The sequence below is a fragment of the Hymenobacter fodinae genome, from assembly GCF_004745825.1.
Taxonomy (GTDB): domain Bacteria; phylum Bacteroidota; class Bacteroidia; order Cytophagales; family Hymenobacteraceae; genus Hymenobacter; species Hymenobacter fodinae.
On sequence record NZ_SRLA01000007.1, the window covers coordinates 1 to 22,502 of the forward strand.

Annotated in this window: 17 protein-coding genes; 8 read left to right on the forward strand and 9 right to left on the reverse strand. The window is 59.7% G+C overall.

The genetic code is table 11. The annotated features are described in order from the left end of the window. Together EU556_RS23900 and EU556_RS23905 are read right to left on the reverse strand one after the other, a co-directional pair. A partial coding sequence (locus tag EU556_RS23900) for an SDR family NAD(P)-dependent oxidoreductase (RefSeq protein ID WP_135436779.1) occupies positions 1-537 on the reverse strand: 537 nt, incomplete at its 3' end. A 93-nt stretch (positions 538-630) separates the two neighbouring features. Beyond that, positions 631-1,578, reverse strand: a complete 948-nt coding sequence (locus tag EU556_RS23905) for a helix-turn-helix domain-containing protein (protein WP_135436780.1) — start codon at positions 1,576-1,578, stop codon at positions 631-633. A gap of 351 nt (positions 1,579-1,929) precedes the next feature. Between EU556_RS23905 and EU556_RS23910 the strand changes: the two genes are divergently transcribed. From EU556_RS23910 to EU556_RS23935, 6 genes are all read left to right on the forward strand, one after another. Next, complete coding sequence (locus EU556_RS23910; RefSeq protein ID WP_135436781.1) at positions 1,930-3,357, forward strand: glycoside hydrolase family 28 protein; 1,428 nt, start codon at positions 1,930-1,932, stop codon at positions 3,355-3,357. Between the two features lie 310 nt (positions 3,358-3,667). Next, positions 3,668-4,933: an L-fucose:H+ symporter permease gene (gene fucP, locus EU556_RS23915; protein WP_135436782.1), complete on the forward strand. Its 1,266-nt coding sequence runs from the start codon at positions 3,668-3,670 to the stop codon at positions 4,931-4,933. A 29-nt stretch (positions 4,934-4,962) separates the two neighbouring features. Next, a complete protein-coding gene (locus tag EU556_RS23920) occupies positions 4,963-5,727 on the forward strand; it encodes an SDR family NAD(P)-dependent oxidoreductase (RefSeq protein WP_135436783.1) in 765 nt (254 codons plus the stop codon). Between the two features lie 94 nt (positions 5,728-5,821). Beyond that, positions 5,822-6,679 carry a fumarylacetoacetate hydrolase family protein gene (locus EU556_RS23925; protein ID WP_135436784.1) on the forward strand — a complete coding sequence of 286 codons (858 nt, stop codon included), beginning with the start codon at positions 5,822-5,824 and terminating at the stop codon, positions 6,677-6,679. Beyond that, a complete protein-coding gene (locus EU556_RS23930) occupies positions 6,666-7,526 on the forward strand; it encodes an amidohydrolase family protein (protein ID WP_135436785.1) in 861 nt (286 codons plus the stop codon). The genes EU556_RS23925 and EU556_RS23930 overlap by 14 nt, the downstream gene beginning before the upstream one ends. Continuing rightward, entirely contained in the window at positions 7,510-8,298 is a 789-nt protein-coding gene (locus EU556_RS23935) for an L-fucose dehydrogenase (protein ID WP_135436786.1), read from the forward strand. Before EU556_RS23930 ends, EU556_RS23935 begins: the two co-directional genes overlap by 17 nt. 35 nt (positions 8,299-8,333) lie before the next feature. On the opposite strand, the gene EU556_RS23940 is transcribed toward EU556_RS23935, so the two are convergent. The 7 genes from EU556_RS23940 to EU556_RS23970 all read right to left on the reverse strand — a co-directional run bounded on the left by EU556_RS23940 (position 8,334) and on the right by EU556_RS23970 (position 17,645). Then, the gene (locus tag EU556_RS23940) at positions 8,334-8,924 is read right to left on the reverse strand and encodes a LutC/YkgG family protein (protein WP_245327876.1); all 591 of its coding nucleotides are present in this window, start codon (positions 8,922-8,924) and stop codon (positions 8,334-8,336) included. A 64-nt stretch (positions 8,925-8,988) separates the two neighbouring features. Next, a complete protein-coding gene (locus EU556_RS23945) occupies positions 8,989-10,359 on the reverse strand; it encodes a lactate utilization protein B (protein ID WP_135436787.1) in 1,371 nt (456 codons plus the stop codon). Then, the gene (locus tag EU556_RS23950; RefSeq protein WP_135436788.1) at positions 10,356-11,096 is read right to left on the reverse strand and encodes a (Fe-S)-binding protein; all 741 of its coding nucleotides are present in this window, start codon (positions 11,094-11,096) and stop codon (positions 10,356-10,358) included. The genes EU556_RS23945 and EU556_RS23950 overlap by 4 nt, the downstream gene beginning before the upstream one ends. A gap of 139 nt (positions 11,097-11,235) precedes the next feature. Further along, positions 11,236-12,564 carry an FGGY-family carbohydrate kinase gene (locus EU556_RS23955; protein WP_135436789.1) on the reverse strand — a complete coding sequence of 443 codons (1,329 nt, stop codon included), beginning with the start codon at positions 12,562-12,564 and terminating at the stop codon, positions 11,236-11,238. A 2-nt stretch (positions 12,565-12,566) separates the two neighbouring features. Beyond that, on the reverse strand, positions 12,567-13,847 hold the full coding sequence (locus EU556_RS23960) for a TIM barrel protein (protein WP_135436790.1): 1,281 nt from the start codon (positions 13,845-13,847) through the stop codon (positions 12,567-12,569). Between the two features lie 315 nt (positions 13,848-14,162). Continuing rightward, positions 14,163-15,206, reverse strand: a complete 1,044-nt coding sequence (locus EU556_RS23965) for a GntR family transcriptional regulator (RefSeq protein ID WP_245327879.1) — start codon at positions 15,204-15,206, stop codon at positions 14,163-14,165. A gap of 333 nt (positions 15,207-15,539) precedes the next feature. Then, the gene (locus EU556_RS23970; protein WP_135436791.1) at positions 15,540-17,645 is read right to left on the reverse strand and encodes a bifunctional aldolase/short-chain dehydrogenase; all 2,106 of its coding nucleotides are present in this window, start codon (positions 17,643-17,645) and stop codon (positions 15,540-15,542) included. 239 nt (positions 17,646-17,884) lie between these two features. On the opposite strand from EU556_RS23970, the gene rhaT reads away from it, so the two are divergent. Together rhaT and EU556_RS23980 are read left to right on the forward strand one after the other, a co-directional pair. Further along, positions 17,885-18,922 carry an L-rhamnose/proton symporter RhaT gene (gene rhaT / locus EU556_RS23975; protein ID WP_135436792.1) on the forward strand — a complete coding sequence of 346 codons (1,038 nt, stop codon included), beginning with the start codon at positions 17,885-17,887 and terminating at the stop codon, positions 18,920-18,922. Positions 18,923-19,269: 347 nt separating this feature from the next. Further along, positions 19,270-22,488, forward strand: a complete 3,219-nt coding sequence (locus tag EU556_RS23980) for a SusC/RagA family TonB-linked outer membrane protein (RefSeq protein ID WP_135436793.1) — start codon at positions 19,270-19,272, stop codon at positions 22,486-22,488. Positions 22,489-22,502: the final 14 nt, after the last annotated feature.

A 22,502-nucleotide genomic window follows, 5' to 3' on the forward strand; every position in this document is an offset into this window, starting at 1 on the left:
TCGCGTCCCTAATTCAAGGGCCAGGTAGCGCGTGAACACTTCCACGGCCCCTTTCATGCTAGCATAGGCCGATACGCCGGCAAAGGCGCTGCGGGTAGTGGCCGAGGACATATTGACGATGCGGCCCTCATCGCGCAACAGGGGCAAGGCCTGCTGGGTGAGAAAGTACACGCCCTTAAAATGAATGTTCAGCATCTCATCAAACTTCGCTTCGGTCATCTCGGCAAAGGGCGTATTGAGGCTGGTGCCGGCGTTATTGATCAGAAAGTCGAAGCGGTCCGTTTGAAAGGTGCCCGTGAGGGTTGTGGTGAGCTGAGCGAAAAAGCCAGGAAAACTGGATACCTCCGCCGTATTTAGCTGCAAGGCAACGGCCTTGCGCCCGAGGGCTTCAATCTGGTCTACCGTAGCAGCGGCCTCCTGGTGGTTGGTATGGTAGGTAAGCACGACGTCGATACCTTTCTGGGCTAACTGCAGGGCAATGTCTTTGCCGATGCCGCGGCTGCCGCCGGTTACAAGGGCGATTTTAGGGGTTGTCATCTGAATTGCTGTGACGTGTAAGAAAGAACACGACAAAGGTCTGGCGCGCCCCCAGCGTGGCTTTTGCGCTTAGCAATCCATTTTATGTAAAAATCAAACCACGGCAAGGCTGCGAAAAGCGCCCGGCGCAACGGCCGTTTGCCGTTTGAAGAAGTTGGCAAAATGCGCCACATCGGCGAAGCCCAGACTGTCGGCTATTTCAGCCATAGTCCAGTCAGTCTGACGGAGCAGGGCCTTAGATTCCTGCGCAATCCGGCTGCCGATGAGGTCAGTGGTGGTGCGGCCAGTGGTTTCCTTGAGCACCTTGTTGAGGTGGTTCACATGCACCGCCAAGTGGTCGGCGTAGTCTTTAGCCGTGCGCAGCAGCAGGCGCTGCTGCGGGGTTTCCAGTGGAAACTGCCGCTCCAAGAGTTCAATGAATAAAGAGGTAAGTCGGGCTGCTCCGCTGTGCGCCGGGTGCAGTACCGTAGCGGGTTGCTGCTTCTGGCCCAGGTGAATTAACTCAAGGACATAGGTGCGCAGCAAGTCGTACTTGTAAGCATAGTCTGAAGCCATTTCCTCGTGCATGCGCTGAAATTGGGCTTCCACCCGGCTGCTATCAGCCGCCGAAAGCTTGAAAACCGGGTGCCGGTCTCCTTTAAAAATTGGTAGCTCGTCGAGCACCACGCCACTGTTGGCAGGTAATAGAAACTCCGCCGTAAACACGCAGAAATGGCCTTTTTGCTCGGGGTCAGGCGCCCACTGGTGGGGGAGTTTAGGCGAAGAGAAGACCAAGGCACTGTCCTCAATGTGGATGGTAGCATCGGGGTAGTCGACTCGGCTGCGCCCGCGTAGCAAGCTGATCTTGTAAAAAGACCGGCAGGCATAGGATACTGCTGGTTTCGCTTGGGCCGGCTCCCAGACGGCTCCTATGTCAAACACGTTGAAATGTCCAATGTCCTTCTGAATGCCGCTGGGCAGTACGGTGTCCAGCTTGTCACCCGTGCAGGTGGTCAGTTCTTGGTAAAACTCACCCAACGGATTCGATTTTAGGGTGGCCATAGCGTTTGAGAAAATCAAATATAAACTAAGTTGTCAGTAGGGGAGTGGCCTACGATAAGCGCGCAGAAGAAGGCGTGTTTCCCGGCGGCGGCTCACCCCGGGAGTAGAACAGTACTCCGGCTTCCCTCTACAACAAGAAAAAGGAAGTATTTCCGCGGCATTTGGACAACTACAGGAGGGTGCGGGTAAGTGGTGTAACCGGAGAAGTGCAGATTTGAGATGAGTGAACACCTCAACTGCCGTTAACGAATGCGTGGTCGGGCCCCGGGGCCGCGGCCGTGGGAATCTGCCGCTCCGCCGCCCGACCCGCATTACGTTACTGCCTCTGTCCTGCCAAATCTTTCCCGCCCTATGACGCTGCCCCTAACCCTCGCGGTTCCGCTATTCACGTGGTTGAGCACCCTGCTTGCTCCCGCGCCCACGCCTGCTGCTCCCGCTGACCCCGCGTGGGTGAAGGAGGTAGGCGCCAAGAGCATGCCCGCCACCAAGAACAGTTTCTCCACCGCGAAATACGGGGCCGTGGGCGACGGCAAAACCCTCAACACCCAGGCCATTCAAAAGGCCATTGATGCCGCCGCCAAAAAAGGCGGAGTAGTGACGTTTGCCCCTGGCCAGTACCTGACGGGCTCCATTTTCCTAAAGAAGGGTGTGACCCTGAACCTGCCCAAAGGCGTGACCCTGCTCGGCAGTCAGGACATCAAGGACTATCCCGAAATGCCCTCGCGCATTGCTGGCGTAGAAATGACCTGGCCCGCCGCCCTTATCAATATTGTGGATCAGGAAAACGTAGCCATCACCGGGGAAGGTACCGTGGACGGGCAGGGCAAACCTTTCTGGGACAAGTACTGGGCCATGCGCAAAGAGTACGACCCTAAGGGCCTGCGCTGGATTGTGGACTATGACGCCAAGCGCCCGCGCACCCTGCTGGTTTCTAATTCCAGCAACGTTACGCTCAAGGGCATTACGCTGCAGCGGGCCGGCTTCTGGACGGTGCACATCCTGTACTCCAAAAACGTCACGGCCGATGGGCTGGTGGTGCGCAACAACATTGGCGGGCACGGCCCCAGCACCGACGGCATCGACATCGACTCGAGCACCTACGTGCTGGTGCAGAACTGCGACATTGACTGCAACGACGACAACTTTTGCCTGAAAGCCGGCCGCGACTGGGACGGGCTACGGGTGAACCGGCCTACGGAGTACATCGTGATTCGGGACTGCGTGGCTGGGGCGGGTGATGGCCTATTTACCTGCGGCTCCGAAACCTCCGGGGGCATCCGCCACGTGCTGGCCCGCAACCTCAAGGCCAAGGGCACCAAGTACGGCATCCGCCTGAAGTCGGCCACCAACCGCGGCGGCGTGGTGGAGGACATTATCGTGGAGGACATTCAGATGGACGCCGTGCGCGTGCCGATCATCATGACCATGAACTGGAACCCGGCCTACAGCTACTCCACGCTGCCCGCCGGCTACACCGAGCAAACCCTGCCCGAGCACTGGAAAAAGATGCTGGCTAAGGTAGAACCCGAGCGCGGCACGCCCCACTTCCGCAACGTGCGCATCAGCAACCTGCGCGCCACGGGGGCCGGAGAAGCCATTTCCGCCGAGGGCCTGGCCGCCTCCCTGCTCGAAAACTTTCAGCTGGATAACATCTCGATTACCGGGAAGAAAGCCGGTAAGATTGACTTCGCCCAAGGCTGGAGCATCAAAGACCTGGAAATCAAAGCCGAGGATCAAGAGCCCGTGGCTGTGATTAACAGCACGAACATGAAGTATTAAGTGAGTGATAGACTGGCCTAGAACAGCTTAAGGGAAACGCCATGTCGAGCGGAGTCTAGACATCTCGCGGGCTAACGCTGCTCCACATAACACGTCATGCTGAGCTTGTCGAAGCAACTCTCCCGCTTCGTTGCAGAGTGGCTAGGCCAGTCGATTAGTCAGTAGGAGAGGTGCTTCGACTGCGCTTGGAATGTCGTTCTAGAGTGGGCGTTCTAGGCCAGTCAACCACCCCCAGCCCCTCCTTATCCAAGGAGGGGAGCTTCGTTCTGTTACTGCGCTAAGCCACTGCGCCGCCCCAATCCCACCCTGAATGAAGAAGAACCAGAACCTGTTTGCGGTGGGGCTGATTACCTCGCTATTTTTTCTGTGGGGTTTCGCCGTGAACCTGAACCCGGTGCTGATTCCACACCTGAAGAAGGCTTGTCAGCTGACGGATACTCAATCGGCGCTGATTGACTCGGCTTTCTTCGCGGCGTATTTTCTGGTGGCCCTGCCAGCCGGGCAGTTCATGAAGCGCTTTGGATATAAAGGCGGCATTCTGCTAGGCCTGTTGCTATTTGCTACGGGGGCATTTCTGTTTTACCCGGCTGCCGCTACCCGCACCTACGGCTTCTTCCTGGTGGCTTTGTTCATTATTGCCAGCGGCCTGACCTTCCTGGAAACGGCTGCCAACCCTTACATCACGGTGCTCGGCGACCCGGAAGGCGCTACGCAACGCCTGAACTTCGCGCAGTCATTTAATGGGCTGGCGGCCACGCTGGCCCCACTGCTGGGCGGGCAAGTTATTCTCTCGGGCCGCAGCCTCACGGCGCAGCAGACAGCAGCCATGACGCCCGCGCAGCTCACCGGCTACCTCAACCAAGAAGCCGCCACCGTGCAGCTGCCCTACCTACTAATTGGGCTGGTGGTGCTGGCGGTGGCCATGGTACTTTACTTCACTCGCCTGCCCGACATAACGGAGCCTACAGGATCTACTCCGGGGGGTGGCCGCTCTTTATGGCAGGAGAAGAACTTGCTGTGGGGCGTGGTGGCGCAGTTCTTTTACGTGGGCGCCCAGGTGTGCCTAAGCAGCTTCTTCATCCGGTTTGCGGGTGGGGTAGCGGGTATTCAGGAGCAGGCGGCTACCCTCTATCTCTCGGGGGCCCTGTTGGGCTTTATGGCGGGCCGGTTTATTGGTACCGCGCTCATGCGGGTGGTGCCGCCCGCCCGCCTGCTGGCTGTCTACAGCCTAGTCAATGTGCTGCTGATAGGCCTAGCCGTGACACTGAAAGGGCAGTTGCCGGTGTACGCGCTGATGGGGGTGGAGTTCTTCATGTCCATCATGTTTCCCACCATTTTCTCCTTGAGCATTCGGGGGCTGGGGGCGAAGACCAAAGAAGGCTCTTCGCTACTGATTATGGCCATTGTGGGCGGAGCGGTGTTTCCCGTGCTCATGGGGCGCGTGTCGGATGCCAGCTCCATCCAAACGGCCTATGTGGTGCCGGGCGTGTGCTTTCTGGTGGTGCTGTACTTTGCCCTGCGCAACGCCCGCACCCGAGTTAACCCGCAGGAAATTTCGCTCATGGCCGCGCACTAGCGGCTTCATCTAGTAGGTCAACCATCATCATGTTTAGTCTCCAGGGAAAAGGCGCCGTGATTACCGGCGGCGGAAGTGGAATTGGTCGGGCTATAGCGCAGCTGTTTGCCCGGCAAGGGGCCACCGTGCACGTAGTCGAGCTCAACCCCGAAGCCGCGGCCGAAACCGTAGCGCTGATTCAACAGGAGGGAGGCCAGGCCCAGGCTCACCAGCTGGATATCAGCCAGCAGGCCTCCGTAGTCAGCGCGTTTCAGGCGCTAGGCCAGGTCGATATTCTGGTGAATAACGCTGGTATTGCCCACGTGGGCAACGCCGAGCATACTACCGAGGCCGACTTCGAGCGGGTGTACCAGGTGAACGTGAAAGGGGCTTATAACTGCCTGTTTGCGGCCCTGCCGCTGATGAAGCAGCAGGGCCGGGGCGTGATTCTGAACATGGCCTCCATTGCCGCCGTGGTGGGCATCACCGACCGGTTTGCGTACTCCATGAGCAAGGGCGCCATCTACGCCATGACGCTCTCGGTGGCCCGCGACTACTTGGCCCACGGCATCCGCTGCAACAGCATTTCGCCGGCCCGGGTGCACACGCCTTTCGTGGATGGCTTCATTGCTAAAAACTACGCCGGCCAGGAAGCCGAAATCTTCGATAAGCTCTCGAAAAGCCAGCCCATCGGGCGCATGGGTAGGCCCGGGGAGGTAGCCGCCCTCGCGCTCTACCTGTGCTCCGACGAAGCTGGCTTCGTGACGGGCTGCGACTACCCCCTCGACGGCGGATTTATCAAGCTGAATAACTAGCACTTGCCCGCCAGGCCCTGATTTTACCCGCCCGCAGAAGCAACCCGCCGGCCATTCCGGCAACCTTACTCCCGCAAACAAATCCGCAGCCACGATGAAGCTAATCCGCCACGGCCAGCCCGACCAGGAACAACCCGGAGTTATTCTCAACGACCAGAAGTACGACGTTTCCGCGTTCGGGGAAGACTACAACGAAGCGTTCTTCGCGACCGGTGGCCTAGCGCGACTAGCGGCCTTTGTGCAGGCCAACGAAGGACAGCTGCCACTACTGGGCGACGAGGTTCGGCTCGGTTCTCCGGTGGCGCGGCCCTCCAAAATCGTGTGCATCGGCCTGAACTACGTGGACCACGCCCGCGAAACCGGTGCCACGCCGCCCACCGAGCCCATTCTATTCATGAAGTCGACCACCTCACTAGTGGGCCCGAACGACAACATCATTATCCCGCGCAACTCCGTGAAAACCGATTGGGAAGTGGAGCTGGCGGTGGTAATTGGCAAGCGCGCATCCTACGTGGAAGAGGCTGACGCGGCCGACTACATTGCCGGCTACGCCCTGCACAACGACGTGTCGGAGCGGGAGTTTCAGCTGGAACGCGGCGGCACCTGGGACAAGGGCAAGGGCTGCGACACGTTTGCGCCGGTTGGTCCGGTTCTAGCTACGCCCGATGAATTGGCGGACGTAAACAACCTGCGCCTGTGGCTCTCGGTGAACGGGCAGATGATGCAGGATGGCACCACCCAAAACCTCATTTTTAAGGTGCCTTACCTGGTTTCTTACCTCAGCCAGTTCATGACCCTGCTGCCCGGCGACATTATTTCCACGGGCACGCCGGCCGGGGTAGGCCTGGGCTTCAAGCCGCCCGTGTACCTGAAACCCGGCGACGTGGTAGAGCTGGGCATTGATGGGCTGGGAACCTCCCGACAGCAGGTGCAAGCCTATGGCCAGAATTGATTCGCACGTCCACTTCTGGCAGTTCCAACCGGAGCGCGACGCCTGGATAACGGACGACATGCGCGCCCTGCGCCATAATTTTCTGCCCCCGGACCTGGAGCCGCTGCTAGACCAGCATCAGCTCGATGGCTGCGTAGCCGTGCAGGCCGATCAGTCAGAAGCCGAGACGATTTTTCTGCTGTACCACGCCACCAAGCACAACTTTATCAAGGGTGTGGTGGGCTGGGTTGATTTGCAGGCGCCCGACGTGGCGCGGCGCTTAGAGCGGTACGCCCAATTTCCGGAGCTGATAGGGTTCCGGCACATTCTGCAAAGCGAAGCCGACCAAGCGCTGATGCTGACGCCGGCTTTCAACAGAGGCCTAGCGGCGTTGTTTGCGCACGGGTTTACCTATGATCTACTCATTCAGCCGGGTCAACTGGCCTATGCCACGGAGCTGGTAAAGCGTTTTCCGGAACAGCCTTTCATCATCGACCACTTGGCCAAGCCTTACATCAAAGCAGGCGCGCTGGAGCCCTGGTGCCAGCAACTGCAGGCGCTGGCCGCCCACCAAAACGTGTTCTGCAAAGTATCGGGCTTGGTGACGGAAGCCGACTGGCACCACTGGCAACCCGCCGATTTTCGCCCTTACCTCGATGCCGCCTTCGAAGCATTCGGCCCCCAGCGGCTCCTGTTTGGCTCCGACTGGCCCGTGTGCACGGTGGCCGGCGGCTACCGCCGGGCCCTAAGCCTGCTGGAGAATTATCTTACCGAATTCAGTTCGGCTGAACAAGCCGGCTTCTGGGGCGACAATGCCGCGCAGTTTTACCGCTTACAACACCAGCTAGCCGATGGATTTACAGCTTAAGGAGAAGGTCATCATCGTCAGCGGCGGGGCCAAGGGCATTGGGGAAGGCATTGTGCGGGTGCTGGCGCAGGAAGGAGCCATACCGGTCATTCTGGGCCGTAACGAAGCCGACAACCAGGCCACCGTAGCAGCCATTACTGCCGCGGGCGGGCACGCCAGCCACGTGGTAGCAGAACTCTCCGACCCCGCGGCGTGTGAGGCCGCGGTGCAGGCCGTGCTAGGCCAGTTCGGGCGCATTGATGGGCTGGTGAACAACGCGGGCGTGAACGATGGAGTAGGCTTGGAGCACGGCGACTACCCCCGTTTTCTGGCTAGCCTGCACAAGAACTTAGTGCACTATTATTTGCTGGCTCACTACGCGCTGCCGGAGCTGAAAAAGTCGCGCGGCGCCATCGTGAATATCAGCTCCAAAACTGCCGAAACCGGCCAGGGCAACACCTCGGCTTACGCGGCGGCCAACGGCGGCCGCAACGCCCTCACCCGGGAGTGGGCCGTAGAGCTGCTCAAATACGGCATCCGGGTGAATGCCGTGGTAGTAGCTGAGTGCTGGACGCCCCAATATGAATCCTGGATTCAAACCCTGGAAAACCCCGCGGAGAAGTTGCGCGAAATCACGGCCCGCATTCCGCTAGGCCACCGCATGACTACCGCCGAGGAAATTGCTAACACCACGGCCTTCCTGCTCTCCGAGCGCAGCAGCCACACTACCGGCCAGCTCATCTACGTAGATGGGGGCTACGTGCACCTCGACCGAGCCTTGGCTAATGCCTGACCTCGCGGCTGAGGTAAGCGCCCTAGAGGGTGGTATTACACCAGCAGCACCGTCATGCTCCGGGCGCCGTGAGCCCCAATCACCAACGACTGCTCAATATCAGCGGTTTTGGAGGGGCCCGCTAGGAAGGTGCCGTAGCTCCCTACCGAACTCAGGCGGGCGTAGGCCTGGTGCATGGTGGCTACAATGTTGCGGCGCTCAAGTACCAGGGCCAGGTGCCGGGTTACCACGGGCAGGGCGCGGTGCAGCGTATTGGCCTCGGGCACCCAAATGGCCCCATTCTCCGCCACGCCAAACTCGCCTTGCAGCACGGCTAGCTCTACGCCCGCCAGTACCTCAATGGAGGTTTGCGCATCTACTGGCACGACGGCCTCGGGCAGTAGGGGCGAGGCAATGCGGTAATCAGTAGGGTACAGTCCGTGAATAACTTCCGCCAGGCGGGCGGCATCCATCACTTCCACCACCTGCCCGCCAATGCCCTGCAGAATAGCCGTGAACTTCTCCGCCGAATCGTCACCCGCAAAAAGCGGCACGGTTGGGAGAGGCAGCTCGGCTGGCTGGTTGGCGCGCACAGCCGCCAGAATCTTTTCGCGGGAAGAAGTCAAGGGGGAGGTGATGAGGTGCAAGGTGATGAGGGAATGGGGTGATGAAGAGCGTGAAGGCCAGAATACCTATTCACAGATTTACTCTTCACACTTTCGCTTCTTGCTGAGCGTACCACTCGCGGAAGCTTTGTTTGGGTGGCTCGGGCAGCTCGCGGGCAATGGCCCAGGGGTTGTAGCCGCCGGCGTGGGTGAGGCCGTGGGGGAGCAGGCGCAGCCCCTGCCGGGCTACTCGGCCGCCGAGGCTGTACACGCCCGGCTTGGCGAGCACCCGGCTGAGCAAGCGCATGCTCCACTTTTTGCTGGTCGGAATCTCGCCCGCCTGGCCTAGCACCTGCCGCCACTTATAGAGCTGGGTGTGAATGTCGATTTTCACCGGGCACACATCGGTGCAGGAGCCGCAGAGCGTGCTGGCAAAGGGCAGGGAGGCATGCTTGCGCATGTCGATGTTGGGCGAAAGTATTGCGCCGATGGGACCCGGAATGGTGAAGTCGTAGCTGTGGCCGCCGCTGCGGCGGTACACCGGGCAGGTGTTCATGCAGGCCCCGCACCGGATGCACTTCAGCGAAGCCCGGAAGTCGGGGCGGCCGAGCTGCTGGGCGCGGCCGTTGTCGACGATGACGATATGCATTTCCTTGCCCTTCACTGGCTTGGTGAAGTGCGAGGTGTAGGTGGTAACCGGCTGGCCGGTGGCGCTTCGCGTGAGAATGCGCGTAAACACGCTCAGGTCGGATAGGCGCGGAATCAGCTTTTCCAGACCCATGCAGGCAATGTGCACCTTCGCCAAGTTCACGCCCAGGTCGGCGTTGCCCTCGTTGGTGCACACCACTACCGAGCCCGTTTCAGCTACGGCGAAGTTTACCCCCGAAATAGCTACCTGCCCCGCCAGGAACTTCTCGCGCAGGTGCTGGCGGGCCGTTTCGGTGAGCTGCTGCGGGTCGTTGTTGCCCTTGGTGGTGCCCAGGTGCAAGTGAAACGTGTCGCCGACATCCTCCTTTTTCAGGTGGATGGCGGGCAGCACCACGTGGCTGGGCGCTTCCTCGCGCAGCTGAATGATCCGCTCGCCCAAATCGGTGTCAATCACCTCCACGCCGTGCTTAATCAGGTAGGGATTGAGGTGGCACTCCTCCGTGAGCATGGATTTGCTCTTGACCACGCGGGTAGCGCCGTGCTGCTGCAACAGGCCTAAAACAATCTGGTTGTGCTCCTCCGCATCAGCGGCCCAGTGCACCTGCACACCATTGCGGTGGGCGTTTTCCTCGAACTGCTGCAGATAAAAATCCAGACGGCTGAGGGTGTGGTCCTTGATATCGGAGGCCAGTTGGCGCAGCTCTTGAAACTCCGGGGTGGCATACACGGCCTTGTCGCGCTTCTGGCGCACAAACCAGAGCGTCTCATCGTGCCAGGTGGTGCGCTCAGCGTCAAGCAGGAAAATATCGGAGCGTTGGGAGTGGCTCATAGCAGGATGCCGTTGAGGATTTCAGCCGCGTGCAGCACTTTGATGGGGAGCTTATGCCGGCGCACTATGCCTTCCAGGTGCATCAGGCACGACATGTCGCCGCCGGTAAGTACCTCGGTGCCGTTGCGCACGTGGTCGTGCACGCGGTCCTGGCCCATGCGGGCCGAAATGCCGGCCTCGCTCACGCAAAAGGTGCCCCCGAAGCCGCAGCACTCGTCGTTGCGGTCGAGTTCCGTCAGCTCCAGGCCCCGCACGCTGCTCAGCAGGCGCCGCAACTGCCCATCGCGCACAGGCGTCATTTCCGACTCGTTGGCTTGGTGCAGGCCGCGCTGCCCGTGGCAGCTCAGGTGCAGGCCTACGCGGTGCGGAAAAGAGCAAGGGACTTCCGTTACGCCCAGCACATTGATGATGAAATCGAACAACTCGCGTGTGTTGGTGCGCACGTGCTGCACGGCGGGCGTCTGCTCAATAATATCGAAGTGCTTGCGCACGTGATACACGCAGCTGCCCGCGGGGCCCACCACGTAGTCGTAAGCCTCGAAGGTGTCGACAAAGTTGTGATAGACCGGAATGGCATCCCGCTCGCAGCCGCTGTTGGCCATGGGTTGGCCGCAACAGGTTTGCTGCTTGGGAAAATCGGCCCGCACGCCTAGCTTCTCCAGTAATTGCAGGGTGGCAATACCCACCTGCGGATAAAACTGGTCGACGTAGCAGGGGATGAAAAGAGCTACTTTCATGTATTGAGCCTTCTTGTGGTAAGGCTGACAGAACTTCAGCTCCCCTCTTCAGATGATGTTGCGCATCAAATAAGGAGGGGTTGGGGTAGTTGAAGTGGCCTAGAACGGTCTTGAGGGCTCAACTACGAGCCAGCAACAATCAGCTAAACAGTAACTGCGTCTTCTTCCAAGCCTCGCCTTGCTCCATGTGAATGAGGGCGCCCAAGGCAGTGGCCTGGGGGACCTCCAGGGTGCGGATTTTTACGCCGGGGAAGTTGGCGGCCAGCAGCTGCATGAACAACGGGTTGCGGGCGAAGCCGCCGTCCACGTAAATCAGCTTTTCCTCTTTGCGGATGAGGTTGATGGAAGCCGTGAGGATGCGCATCAGGCCGTGCATGAGGTGCTGGTAGGCGTCGGCGGCCGACTTAAAGCCTGATAAATCCCACTCACTCACTTGCTCCTCGGGGAAGGGGCCCGTGCCGCGCATGCACCAGGGGTGAAACGGGTGGGACACTTCCTCATAGGGGCGAGCGATGATCAGCGACTGGTAGAAGTCGGGCTTAACGTGGAAGTGGTGGGCGATGCGCTGCACCTGGAAGTCATGCTCCCGCCCGAAGAATACCCGCGAGGCTTTAGTCATTTCGCCCTTGGGCGAGAGGTAGCTCAGGCAGTCGCGGCGCAGCAGCTCCGGCGTAAGAGGCTCCCGGTTGAAGGGGTTGAAGGTGACGGCCCAGGTGCCCGTTGACACCAGCAGGAAGGGCTTTTCATCTTCCTGCATGTAGGGCACCAGGGCGGCGGAGCTGTCGTGTAGGCCTACGCCCACCAGAATGCCATCTACTACCGACGCAATAGAGTCCTTGGTGAGGGGCGCTAGCTTGTCGTCAATGCCCTCGCGGTACACCCAGTCGTGGTAGCGGCCTAGCTTGAAGTTCCAGAGGCCGGTGTGGCACCCCACGGAAGTGTAGTCGCTAAAGGCCTCCCCAGTGATGAGGTAGGACAAGTATTGCGGCAGGTGCAGGGAGGTGCGAATGCGGGCGTACTGGTCGGGCTTGTGGTGCTTAAGCCAGTAGAGCTGCATGCCCGAGTTGAGCATGCCCAGCTTGGGCGAGCAGGTTTCGGCGGCAAACTCCTCGGGGCTTTGCTCCAGCTCCGCAAAAAACCGGTCCTGCATCATTTCGGGCAGGGGCTTGAGGTAGTTGTAGAGCGGCAGAATGGGCTGGCCGTTGGCGCCTAAGTGCACGTAGCTGGCCCCGTAGGAAGTGAAGTTTACGCCCTTCAGGTTGTAGTGGGCGTTGTGGCGCAGCGCGTTCCAGCGGTCGTGCACCCATTGGGAGAGGCGAGAAAGGGTTTCGCAGGGAAAGCCTTCCTCGTCCACGGTTTCCAGGCACACCTGCTGGTGCTCATCAATAATGCGGCGCTCCTCGTCAAACAAGATGACCTTCTTGTTCGTCTTGCCCACATCAAACACGGCGTAGATCGACTTTTTCATGCTTACAGACCGGTGGAGAGGCTTAGTTTGCCGCGTTGCTGAATGAGTTGTTCGCGCACTTGGCCGGCGCGGTAGGCCGCCACAGGGTTGAGCGCCCCGCCGCTCTGGCGGTAGGCCTCGGCCACCAAGGGGCGCACATCGGTCAGGAAGGCGTCGCGCAGGATTTCCTCGGCCCGCACCACGTCGTTATTTTCCTGGGCTTCGTGCAAGGCCGCGCGGTCCACGAGCAGGGCTTTGGCGTAGGCCCCCAGGATATTTTCCACCGACTGCAAGAGGTCTTCCAGCGGGTCTTTGGTGTTGTGGCTGGCATCAATCATGTAAGCCACCGCGGCGTTGGTTACGGCCTGATCTTGGGCACCATCCACCAGCTCATTGAAGATGAGGAAGAGCTGGAAGGGTTTGGCGCTACCGGTGGTCAGGTCGTCGTCGCCGTACAGGGAGCCGTTGAAGTGGAAGCCGCCCAGGCGCCCGAAATGAAGCAGGCGGCCCACAATCTGCTCGATGTTGGTGTTGGGCAGATGGTGGCCTAGGTCCACGAGCACCTGCGCATTCTCGCCCAAGTACTGGCATAGCGAGTACGACGTGCCCCAGTCCGGAATCACCATGGAGTAGAAGTGCGGCTCGTAGGGCTTGTACTCAATCAGCATGGTCATGTCGGAGGGCATGGCCTCGTAGATGCTGGCCAGCGACTCGGCTGTGCGCTGGTAGGCGCGGCGCAAGTGCTGCTGGCCGGGGAAGTTGGACCCATCAGCCAGCCACACCGTGTGAATTTTCGCGCCTAGCTGCTTGCCGTACTCCACGCACTCAATGTTGTGCTGAATAGCCTGCTGGCGCACGGATGCCTCGGTGCTGCTCAACGAGCCAAACTTGTAGGAATAAGGCTGCTCCTTCTGGTCCTGAAACGTGTTCGAGTTCATCGAATCAATCGTCAGGCCCGACTCTTGCAATTGCTGCTGCAGGGCCGGAATATCCCGCGGAATGTCCCAGGGAATGTGCAGGGAAATGGAGTTAGACGAGCGGTTGAGCCGGTTGAGCAGGGCCACATCGGCTATTTTTTCCTCCAAGCTGCGGGGCTCCCCACCCAACGGATAGCGCCCGAAGCGCGTGCCGCCCGTACCCAGGGCCCAGCTCGGAATGGCCACCTGGAAATCGATGAGCTGCTGCACCACCTGCGGCAGGTCTACGGCCCGGCGGGAAAGGAGCGTGGCCAGATAGTCGTACCGAAACTGGTGGTCCTCCAGCAAGGATTGGTTGAAGTCCTGGATGTGGTCGTCAGCGAGCATAGCAAGTGGGGTAGGTAGGGCAAAAAGCACAGTAGCAGAAGAGCTAATAGGTGTGCCCAAGGAGGAAGGTGATGGGTTGTTCTGAGTAGCAACCTACCACGCTTCGCCACCCAAACTCTTCTGAACTCTCCTGTATTGCCAGAATTTTCGGACGGGAGTGAGTGAGCAGTTACCTCCGTCTTTAACGGGTATGTGAAAGTGGGGGCGGGCCCCGGCGTATTGAGCAAAAAAGAGCAGCCCTTTGCAGCCGAAAAAGCAGACCTGCTCCCCAGTGGGCAGATAAGCCTAGCAAGCTGCAAAGGGCTGCTCAGTAGGTTAAAGGGAGCCGCGCCGGATAGTATAGAAGGGATTCTTCACCTTCACGCGCTGCTTCTCTAGCAGCAACTCGGCGGCCGTGCGGCCCATGGCCTCAAAATCGGTGGTGATGACCGTGATGCCCAGCAGCTCCTTCAGCGTGCTGGAGTTAAAGGACAGGATGCCGATTTCGCGACCTAGTAGGTAGTGCGTCTGGCGGACCTTTTTGATCAGCTCGGCCAGGTCGGTGGTTTCCACTACTACGTAGGCGGTGCCGGGCTCCATCACCTCGTTCATGGCGCTTTCCTTCACCGCAAACTCCTTGTTGTAGTTGATGCAGAAGGTGCGGAAGCCCCAGGCAATTTCGGCGGGGTAGTTGTTGCCCACGCTGGGCAGCACCAGCACCATGCGGTGGTACTTTTCGAGCAGGTCGTTGGAGCCTTCTAGCGCCGTGAAAATATCCTTGTCGAAGTCCTGGTATACCGTGAGCGGCTGGTGCTTCAGGTCGGGTACCTGCTTATCCAGCAGCACCAGCTCATCGGCCGGAATGCCGTTCAGAATGCTCTTGTAGTCCGCCTTGTCCAGATCCTGGGTGAAGTGGGGCATCACCACGTAGTAGTTGTACTTGCCCATGTTCTTTTCCATGATTTCCTGGAAAAGTGAGGCGCTGTAGTGATGAATCTGCAAGTCGACGGTGGCGTGCTCGCCCAGGGCCTGCAGGAAGGCGTAGTACACAATCTTCTTGTAGGAGCTGAGCTTGTTGAGTACCAGCAGAATCTTGAGCTTGGTGTTGTCGGGGGCCTGCACGTAGTAGCCTTTTCCCTGCACCGAGGTGCAGAAGCCCCGCTCGCGCAGCTCGCGGTAGGCTTTTTCCACGGTGTCGCGGGCCAGGTAGTATTCGGCGCTTAGCTCGCTGATGCTGGGGAGCTGGTCGCCCTTGCGCAGGGTGCCGCGCTCGATGTCCATGATGACGGACTGCACAATCTGCTTGTATTTCGGCGTTTTGTCGAACGGCTTGAACTGCAGCTTGTACATGGACTGGGAAGATGGGAGAAGGGTAGGCATAGCGCCATCGGACCAGCGGGGTTTGGTGGGAAGGAAGGGCAGGTGCCGGGCGACAATGGGCAGAAGGAGAGGGGCGCTTCTGCAGGAAATCCAGTCCCCGGCGTGGGAGCAGTACGCTAGTCAGTTGATAAATTACACAGCTTCTGCCTGAAACAGCGTTTACAGCCTAGTTTAATTGCGCAAACGTTATCGGGAACGTTCCCGGAACCGGGAGTTGCGCGGAGTAGTGGCCTAGGGCCGGGCGTAGTTGTTGCTAAAAGGTAAAAGCAACAAAAACGGGCCAGCTGCGGCAGCCGGCCCGTTTACGAGCGAATTATAGATATCTAGACAGGTCTAGCGCACGAACGCCATGGCTACACCACCATCCACGTTCAGCACGTTGCCGGTTGACTTGGTCAGGGAACCATCCACGAATACCAGCACGGCTTTAGCAATGTCTTCGGCCAGAACTTCTTCGCCTAGCAAAGTGCGCTTGGCATAGTGTGCCGGCAGGTCTTCTACTGATACGCCGTACGCCTTAGCGCGGCCCGCGGCCCAGTCGCCCTCCCAGATTTTGGAGCCGCGCAGCACGGCATCGGGGTTCACGGTGTTCACCCGGATTTTATCGGCACCCAGCTCCGCGGCCAGCAGGCGCGACATGTGCAGTTGAGCGGCTTTGGCGGTGCCGTAGGCCACATTGTTGGGGCCGGCTACCAGGCCGTTCTTGCTGGCAATGTTCACAATATCACCGCCCAGCTTCTGCTGACGCAGGATTTCCACGCCGGCCTGCGACACCAAGAACTGACCTTTCACCAGCACGTTTTCCAGGATGTCCCAATCGGCCTGGGTGGTTTCGGAAAGGGGCTTGCTGATGCTCAGCCCCGCGCAGTTTACCAGAATATCTACCCCACCAAATTGCAGAATGGTTTCTTGCAGCGAGGACTGAATAGTGTCGGCTTTGGTGACGTCAATGGCGGAGGTGAGGGCGTTGTCTTTGCCGTAGCGCTTGCGCAGGGTGGTTTGGGTGTCTTCCAGCCGGTCGCGGTCAACGGCTACCACGCAGGCGCCGTTTTGCAGCAGCAGCTCGCAGATGGCGAGGCCAATGCCGCCGGTGCCGCCCGTCACGTAGGCCACTTGGCCGGAGAGCGACTTGGGCTTAGGCATGCGCTGCAGCTTGGCTTCTTCCAGCAGCCAGTACTCAATGTTGAAGGCTTCTTGCTCGGGCAGGCCCTGGTAGGTGCTCACGGCCTCGGCACCCTTCATCACGTTGATGGCGTTGGTATAGAACTCGGCCGCCACGCGAGCCGTCTGCTTGTCCTTGGCGAAGCTGAACATACCCACCGTCGGCCACAGAATCACCACCGGGTTGGGGTCGCGCAGGGCGGGGCTGTTCTCGTGCTTGCAACGCTCGTAGTACGCGGCGTAGTCTTGGCGGTAGGTTTCAAACTGCTTCTGCAGATACTGCTGCACATCCTGCTCCGAGGCCTGCATGCGGGCGGGGTCCAGCACCAGCGGCCGGATTTTGGTGCGCAGAAAGTGGTCGGGGCAGGAGGTGCCCAGCGGAGCCAGGCGAGCCAGATCGTTCGAGTTGATAAACTCCAGCACCCGCGCGTCGTCGGTGAAGTGGCCTAGCATGCGGCGGTGCTGGGAGGCCAGACCCCGCAGTACGGGCATTACGGCCGCCGCCTGCTCGCGGCGCACCTCGGGAGCCACGCTTTCCAGCTTCTGACCTCCAAACACGGGGCGCTGCTTGCCGTAATTAGCTTCCAGGTAGGTCGCGGCCTGCTCAATAACTTCCAGAGTATTGAGGTAGCAGTCGTAGGAGGTGTCGCCCCAGGTGAAGAGGCCGTGGCCGCCCAGAATCACGCCGCGCAGGTTAAGGTTTTCCTGTACTACGCGCTCCAGCTGCAGGCCCAGGTCGAAGCCGGGGCGCTGCCAGGGCAGCCAGGCCATGGTATCACCCCAGATGTCCTGCATGATTTGCTCACCGTCTTTGCTGGCGGCAATGGCAATGAGGGCATCGGGGTGGAGGTGGTCGATGTGCTTGAAGGGAAGCAACCCGTGCAGGGGAGTATCAATGCTGGGCGCGGCGCACTTGGGGTCGAATAGGCAGTGGTTGAACAGCTCCACCATCTCATCCTCGAACTCCAGGCCGCGGTACCGGTTTTTCAGCTGGTGCAGCTTCTCCACGTAGAGGTTGGCGCAGCCGGCTTTGGTGAGCGTGCCAATGTCGCCACCCGAGCCTTTCACCCACATCACTTCCACGGGCTGCCCGGTTACGGGGTCGGTTTCCGTGATTTTGCAGGAAGTGTTGCCGCCCGCGTAGTTTGTCAGGCGCAGATCGGCCCCGAGCAGGTTGCTGCGGTAAATGAACAAGGCGACTTCATCGCCGGCCAGGGTCAGGGCCTTGGCCTCGTCCCACAGGTAGCTTACGTGCTGATAGGTTAAGGTCTTTTCCATATTGAGACGTCGGTTTTGACAATCGGGTACCCGAGAAGAAATGCTTGTCTGACAAAGTACGTCCCTGCCTGTGGGGCATAACTCCTGCACTCTCCTGTTCGCGTCAGAAAAATATTGGGCCTATACTTGGGGTCGAATTACGGGTGAGTTACCACTCACTGGTAGTTTCCTGCTTTCAGGAGAGAGCAGGAGAGTTTCGGGCCCCAGCCTGGGCAGATTTGGTAAAAACCAACTGAGCTATGAGCGTTTTTCTAGGAGTACTTCTGCATGCGCTGGGCGGCTTCGCTTCCGGCAGTTTCTATTTACCCTATAAAAAGGTGCACGGCTGGGCCTGGGAAAGTTATTGGCTGGTGGGCGGGCTGGTGTCGTGGCTGGTGGCTCCGTTGGTGCTGGGCTCGGCTACGGTGCCGCACCTGTTTGATATTTTAGGGCAAACCAGCCGCGAAACGCTGTTCTGGACCTACGTGTGGGGCGTGCTCTGGGGCTTGGGCGGTCTCACGTTTGGGCTGGCCATGCGCTACCTAGGCCTCTCGCTAGGCATGGCCTTCACGCTAGGCCTATGCGCGGTCTTTGGCACGCTGGTGCCACCTATTTACAAGGGGGAATTTAATGCGCTACTGCAGAGCACTTCGGGCCAAGTGATTGTGGCCGGTTTGGGCGTGTGCGTGCTCGGCATCGTGATCTGTGGCCTAGCGGGCATGATGAAGGAGAAAAACCTCAGCAGCGACGAAAAGAAGGCCACTATCGCGGAGTTTGATCTGCGCAAGGGGCTGCTGGTAGCCATATTTTCCGGCGTGATGAGCGCGTGCATGTCGTTTGGCCTGACTGCCGGGGAGCCCATTGCCAAGCTGGCTGAGCAGAATGGCGCCAACCCGCTCTACGTGAACAATGCCTCCTTGGTAATCATCTTACTGGGCGGCCTCACCACCAACGCTATCTGGTGCATCTACCTCAACGTCAAGAACAAAACGTACACCGACTACCTCAACCCCAGCTTCCCGGCCCTGCGCAACATTCTGTTCTGCGCCGTGGCGGGCCTGACGTGGTATTTGCAGTTCTTCTTCTACGGCATGGGCGACAGCCAAATGGGTGAGTACCGCTTCTCGGGCTGGACGCTACACATGGCCTTTATTATTGCCTTTAGCTCGTTGTGGGGCCTGTATCTGCACGAGTGGCGCGGGGCAAACCGGCCCACCATGCGCACCATTCAGCTGGGCATTCTCACGGTAGTATTATCCACGGTGGTAGTTGGGTTCGGCAACTATCTGGCTTCCTAAGCCACCTTTTTTACAAGGCAGCTCCTGCGGGGTCTGCCGCCTCCGGCCTGATACGGGCAATGAGGCGGTGGGCAGCGCAGGAGCTGTTTTTTAGGCGGCTATGGCGGCAGCCAGTGCAACTCCGGCGCGCAGGTAACTTGTCTTGGCTAGCCTTAACCCATGGCCAAACAGCTGGTCGGGGCGAAGTGCAAACTGATGCCGGAAAAATAAAATGGTGAGTAATCACTCGCGGGCGGTAGTCTACAGGAGGGTTTCGGGTAGGAGGAAAAATAATTTGGCATCATCAAAGCAGCTCTCTTTGGTGGCCTACTGGTCGTCCCATCCTACTAATCCTACCTGTACAACCCATGAAGAAAAGTTACACCTGGCGGCGCGGCCCCTTCGTAGCCTGTCTGCCGCTGCTCCTGCTCGCGGGGCCCGCGGTTACGGCAGTGCAGGCCCGCCCCGCCGCCTCCGCCGTCGCTGAGTGGCAGCTTAGCGGCAAAGTAGAATCCAAGAACGGAGAAGGTCTCCCGGGTGTAACGGTAGTACTCAAAGGCACCACCCGCGGCACCACCACCGGCCCCGATGGCACCTTTACCCTGGCCGTGCCCGAAACGGCGGGGACGCTCGTATTCAGCTTCATTGGGTTTGCTACCCAGGAGCGCCCCTTTACTGGTGCCGGCAACCTTACGGTGAAGCTCAGCGAAGACTCTAAGTCGCTGGATGAGGTAGTAGTAGTGGGCTACGGCACCCAGAAGAAAGCCGATGTAACCGGTGCCATTGCCACCCTCGATGCCAGCAAGCTGGAAGAGCGGCCCATTCTGCGCGTCGATCAAGCCCTGGTAGGCCAGTTGGCGGGCGTGAATGTGCAGCAGAACACGGGCCTGCCCGGCCGCGGGTTCAACGTGCAGGTGCGGGGCAACGGCTCCATTACGGCCAACAACCAACCCTTGTACGTTATCGACGGCTTCCCGCTGGAAGGCACCTCGCCCAACGGCAACGGCAATTACGCCACCGGCAGCCCCCTCGACAACATCAACCCCAATGATATTCAATCGATTGAGGTACTGAAAGATGCCGCCGCCGCTGCCATCTACGGCTCGCGCGCTGCCAACGGGGTAGTGCTGGTAACCACCAAGCGCGGTAAAACCGGCAAGCCCCAGATCAACTTCAACGTGTATGGGGGTTACTCCCAGATGGCCAAGAAGCTTGACTTGCTGAAGCCCGATGAATGGGTGGAGCGCGCGTCGGAAATCATTAACAACAACTGGGTCCGCTCGCAACCTACTACTCCCGGAGCCCCTCAGCGGCTGGCGAACCAAACTACGGCCCAACGTCAGGCCATCCTGGGCGTTACTACCATCAACCCCTCGCTCATGATTGACGAGCGGTGGTACCAGCCCGGCCACCCTGGCTTGGATTACATCGACTGGCAGGACGCCATTTTCCGGACCGGCAAGGTGCAGAACTACCAGGTGTCGGCCAGCGGCGCTACCAACAACGTGAACTACTACGTGTCGGGTAACTACACCGACCAGGAGGGGATCGTGATTGGAGTGGCCTACAAGCGGTATTCGGCCCGCGCCAACATGGAAGTAAAGGCGTCCGACAAGCTCAAGTTCGGCCTGAACATCAGCCCCAGCTACGCCATTTCCAACGACCCCGGCGTGGAAGGCAAGGACAACCTGGCCCAGAAGTTTATTACCATGGTGCCGGTGGCCGAGTCGTCGGCGGGCTTGTACACCAACTACGGCGAGAATCCCGTGTATACGTGGGGCGGCAGCAGCGTTAGTCCGGTAGGAGAACTGGAAAACCGCCAGCAGCAGACCACCGTGTTCCGGACCCTGAGCACCCTGTTCGGCGACTACGAAATCGTGAAGAACCTGCGGTTCCGCTCTACCCTCAACTTCGACAACACCGACTCACGGGCCAAGAGCTACATTCCCAACTCCCGCCTGGTGGGCTCGGGCGCGGTGGGCACCTTCAGCGGCTTCCGCAAGCAGGCCTTCGTAAACGAAAACACCCTGGCCTACAACAAGGTCATTGCCAACAAGCACGATTTCTCGGCGCTGGCCGGCTACGCGTACAACTTCTTTAAGACCGAAACCGATCGGCTGCGGTCGTCGGGTGGTTTCGTGAACAGCGCGGTAACTACCCTCAACGGGGCCACCAACATCACGGGCACCGGCGACAACGGCACTACCGAAACCCAGAACGTGCTGCTGTCTTACTTCGGAAGGGTGCAGTACGCCTACGAGGGCAAGTACCTGCTCACGGCCAGCGTGCGCCGCGACGGTTCCTCCCGCTTCGGGCAGGACAAGCGCTGGGGCGTGTTCCCGGCCGTGTCAGCGGGCTGGCGCATCTCGCAGGAAAACTTCATGAAGGGCCTGCCCGTCATCAGTGACCTGAAAGTGCGCGGCAGCTTCGGTATGTCGGGCAACAACGGCATCGGCGACTACAGCAGCATTGCCACGCTGGGCGTGAACCCCTACACCTTCGGGGGCGTGGTGGCATCGGGTCAGTCGCCGAACAAAGCCCCCAACGCCCTGCTCCGCTGGGAGAAGTCGCAAACGATTGATGTGGGCCTCGACTTTGGCGTGATCGACAACCGCATTTCCGGTTCGTTTGATTACTACACCAAGACCAGCAAAGACCTGCTGCTGAACGTGCCCCGGCCCAGCGCCTCGGGCTACTCCTCCCAGCTCGTGAACATTGGCGAGGTGCTGAACCAGGGCCTAGAGCTGGAACTTCGCTCCCGCAACGTTACCGGCGCCTTTGAGTGGAATACGTCGCTTAACCTGAGCCACAACCGCAACAAAGTGGTGCACCTAGGCGAGGGCGACGCGACCATCGAAATTGCCTCCCCCTACGGGGCCTCCAGCACCCTGCTGATGGTGGGGAAACCCATGTTCTCGTTCTACGCCATCCAGCAAACGGGCATCCTCACGCAGTCGGATATTGACGGCGGGGCGCCCATCATCCAGGGGCAGACGGTGGGTGACCCTCGCTTCCGGGATGCCAACGGCGACGGCACCATCAACGAAAAAGATCGGGTGATTATCGGGCAGCCCAACCCTAAGTTTACCTGGGGTATCACCAACAACTTCACGTTTAAGGGCTTCGACCTGAGCGTGTTGGTGCAGGGCCAGCAGGGCGGTAGCCTGTACTCGCTCATCGGGCGGGCCATCGACAACACCAACATGGGCTACAACCAGAACGTGCTCGGCCTGCAGCGCGACCGGTGGCGCTCCGTGGACAACCCCGGCGCGGGTGAGCGGGGCAAGGCGCAGGCCAACTTCACGCCTCTCAAGAGCGACTCCTGGCTGTACTCCACCAACTACTACCGGGTGCGCAACATCACGCTGGGCTACAACTTGGGCAACTTAGTGCCTAAAACCATCATGCAGGGCGCCCGCATTTACGTGTCGGCGGAGAACTTCTTCGGTCACGATACCTACCGCGGCGGCTACAACGTGGATGCTACCAACTCCGACACGGGCGGCAGCGGCTTCTCGGTAGGCACCGACTACGGCGGCCTGCCCCTGACCAAATCGATGACCCTCGGCCTCAACCTTACTTTCTAGCAGGCAACTGCGCG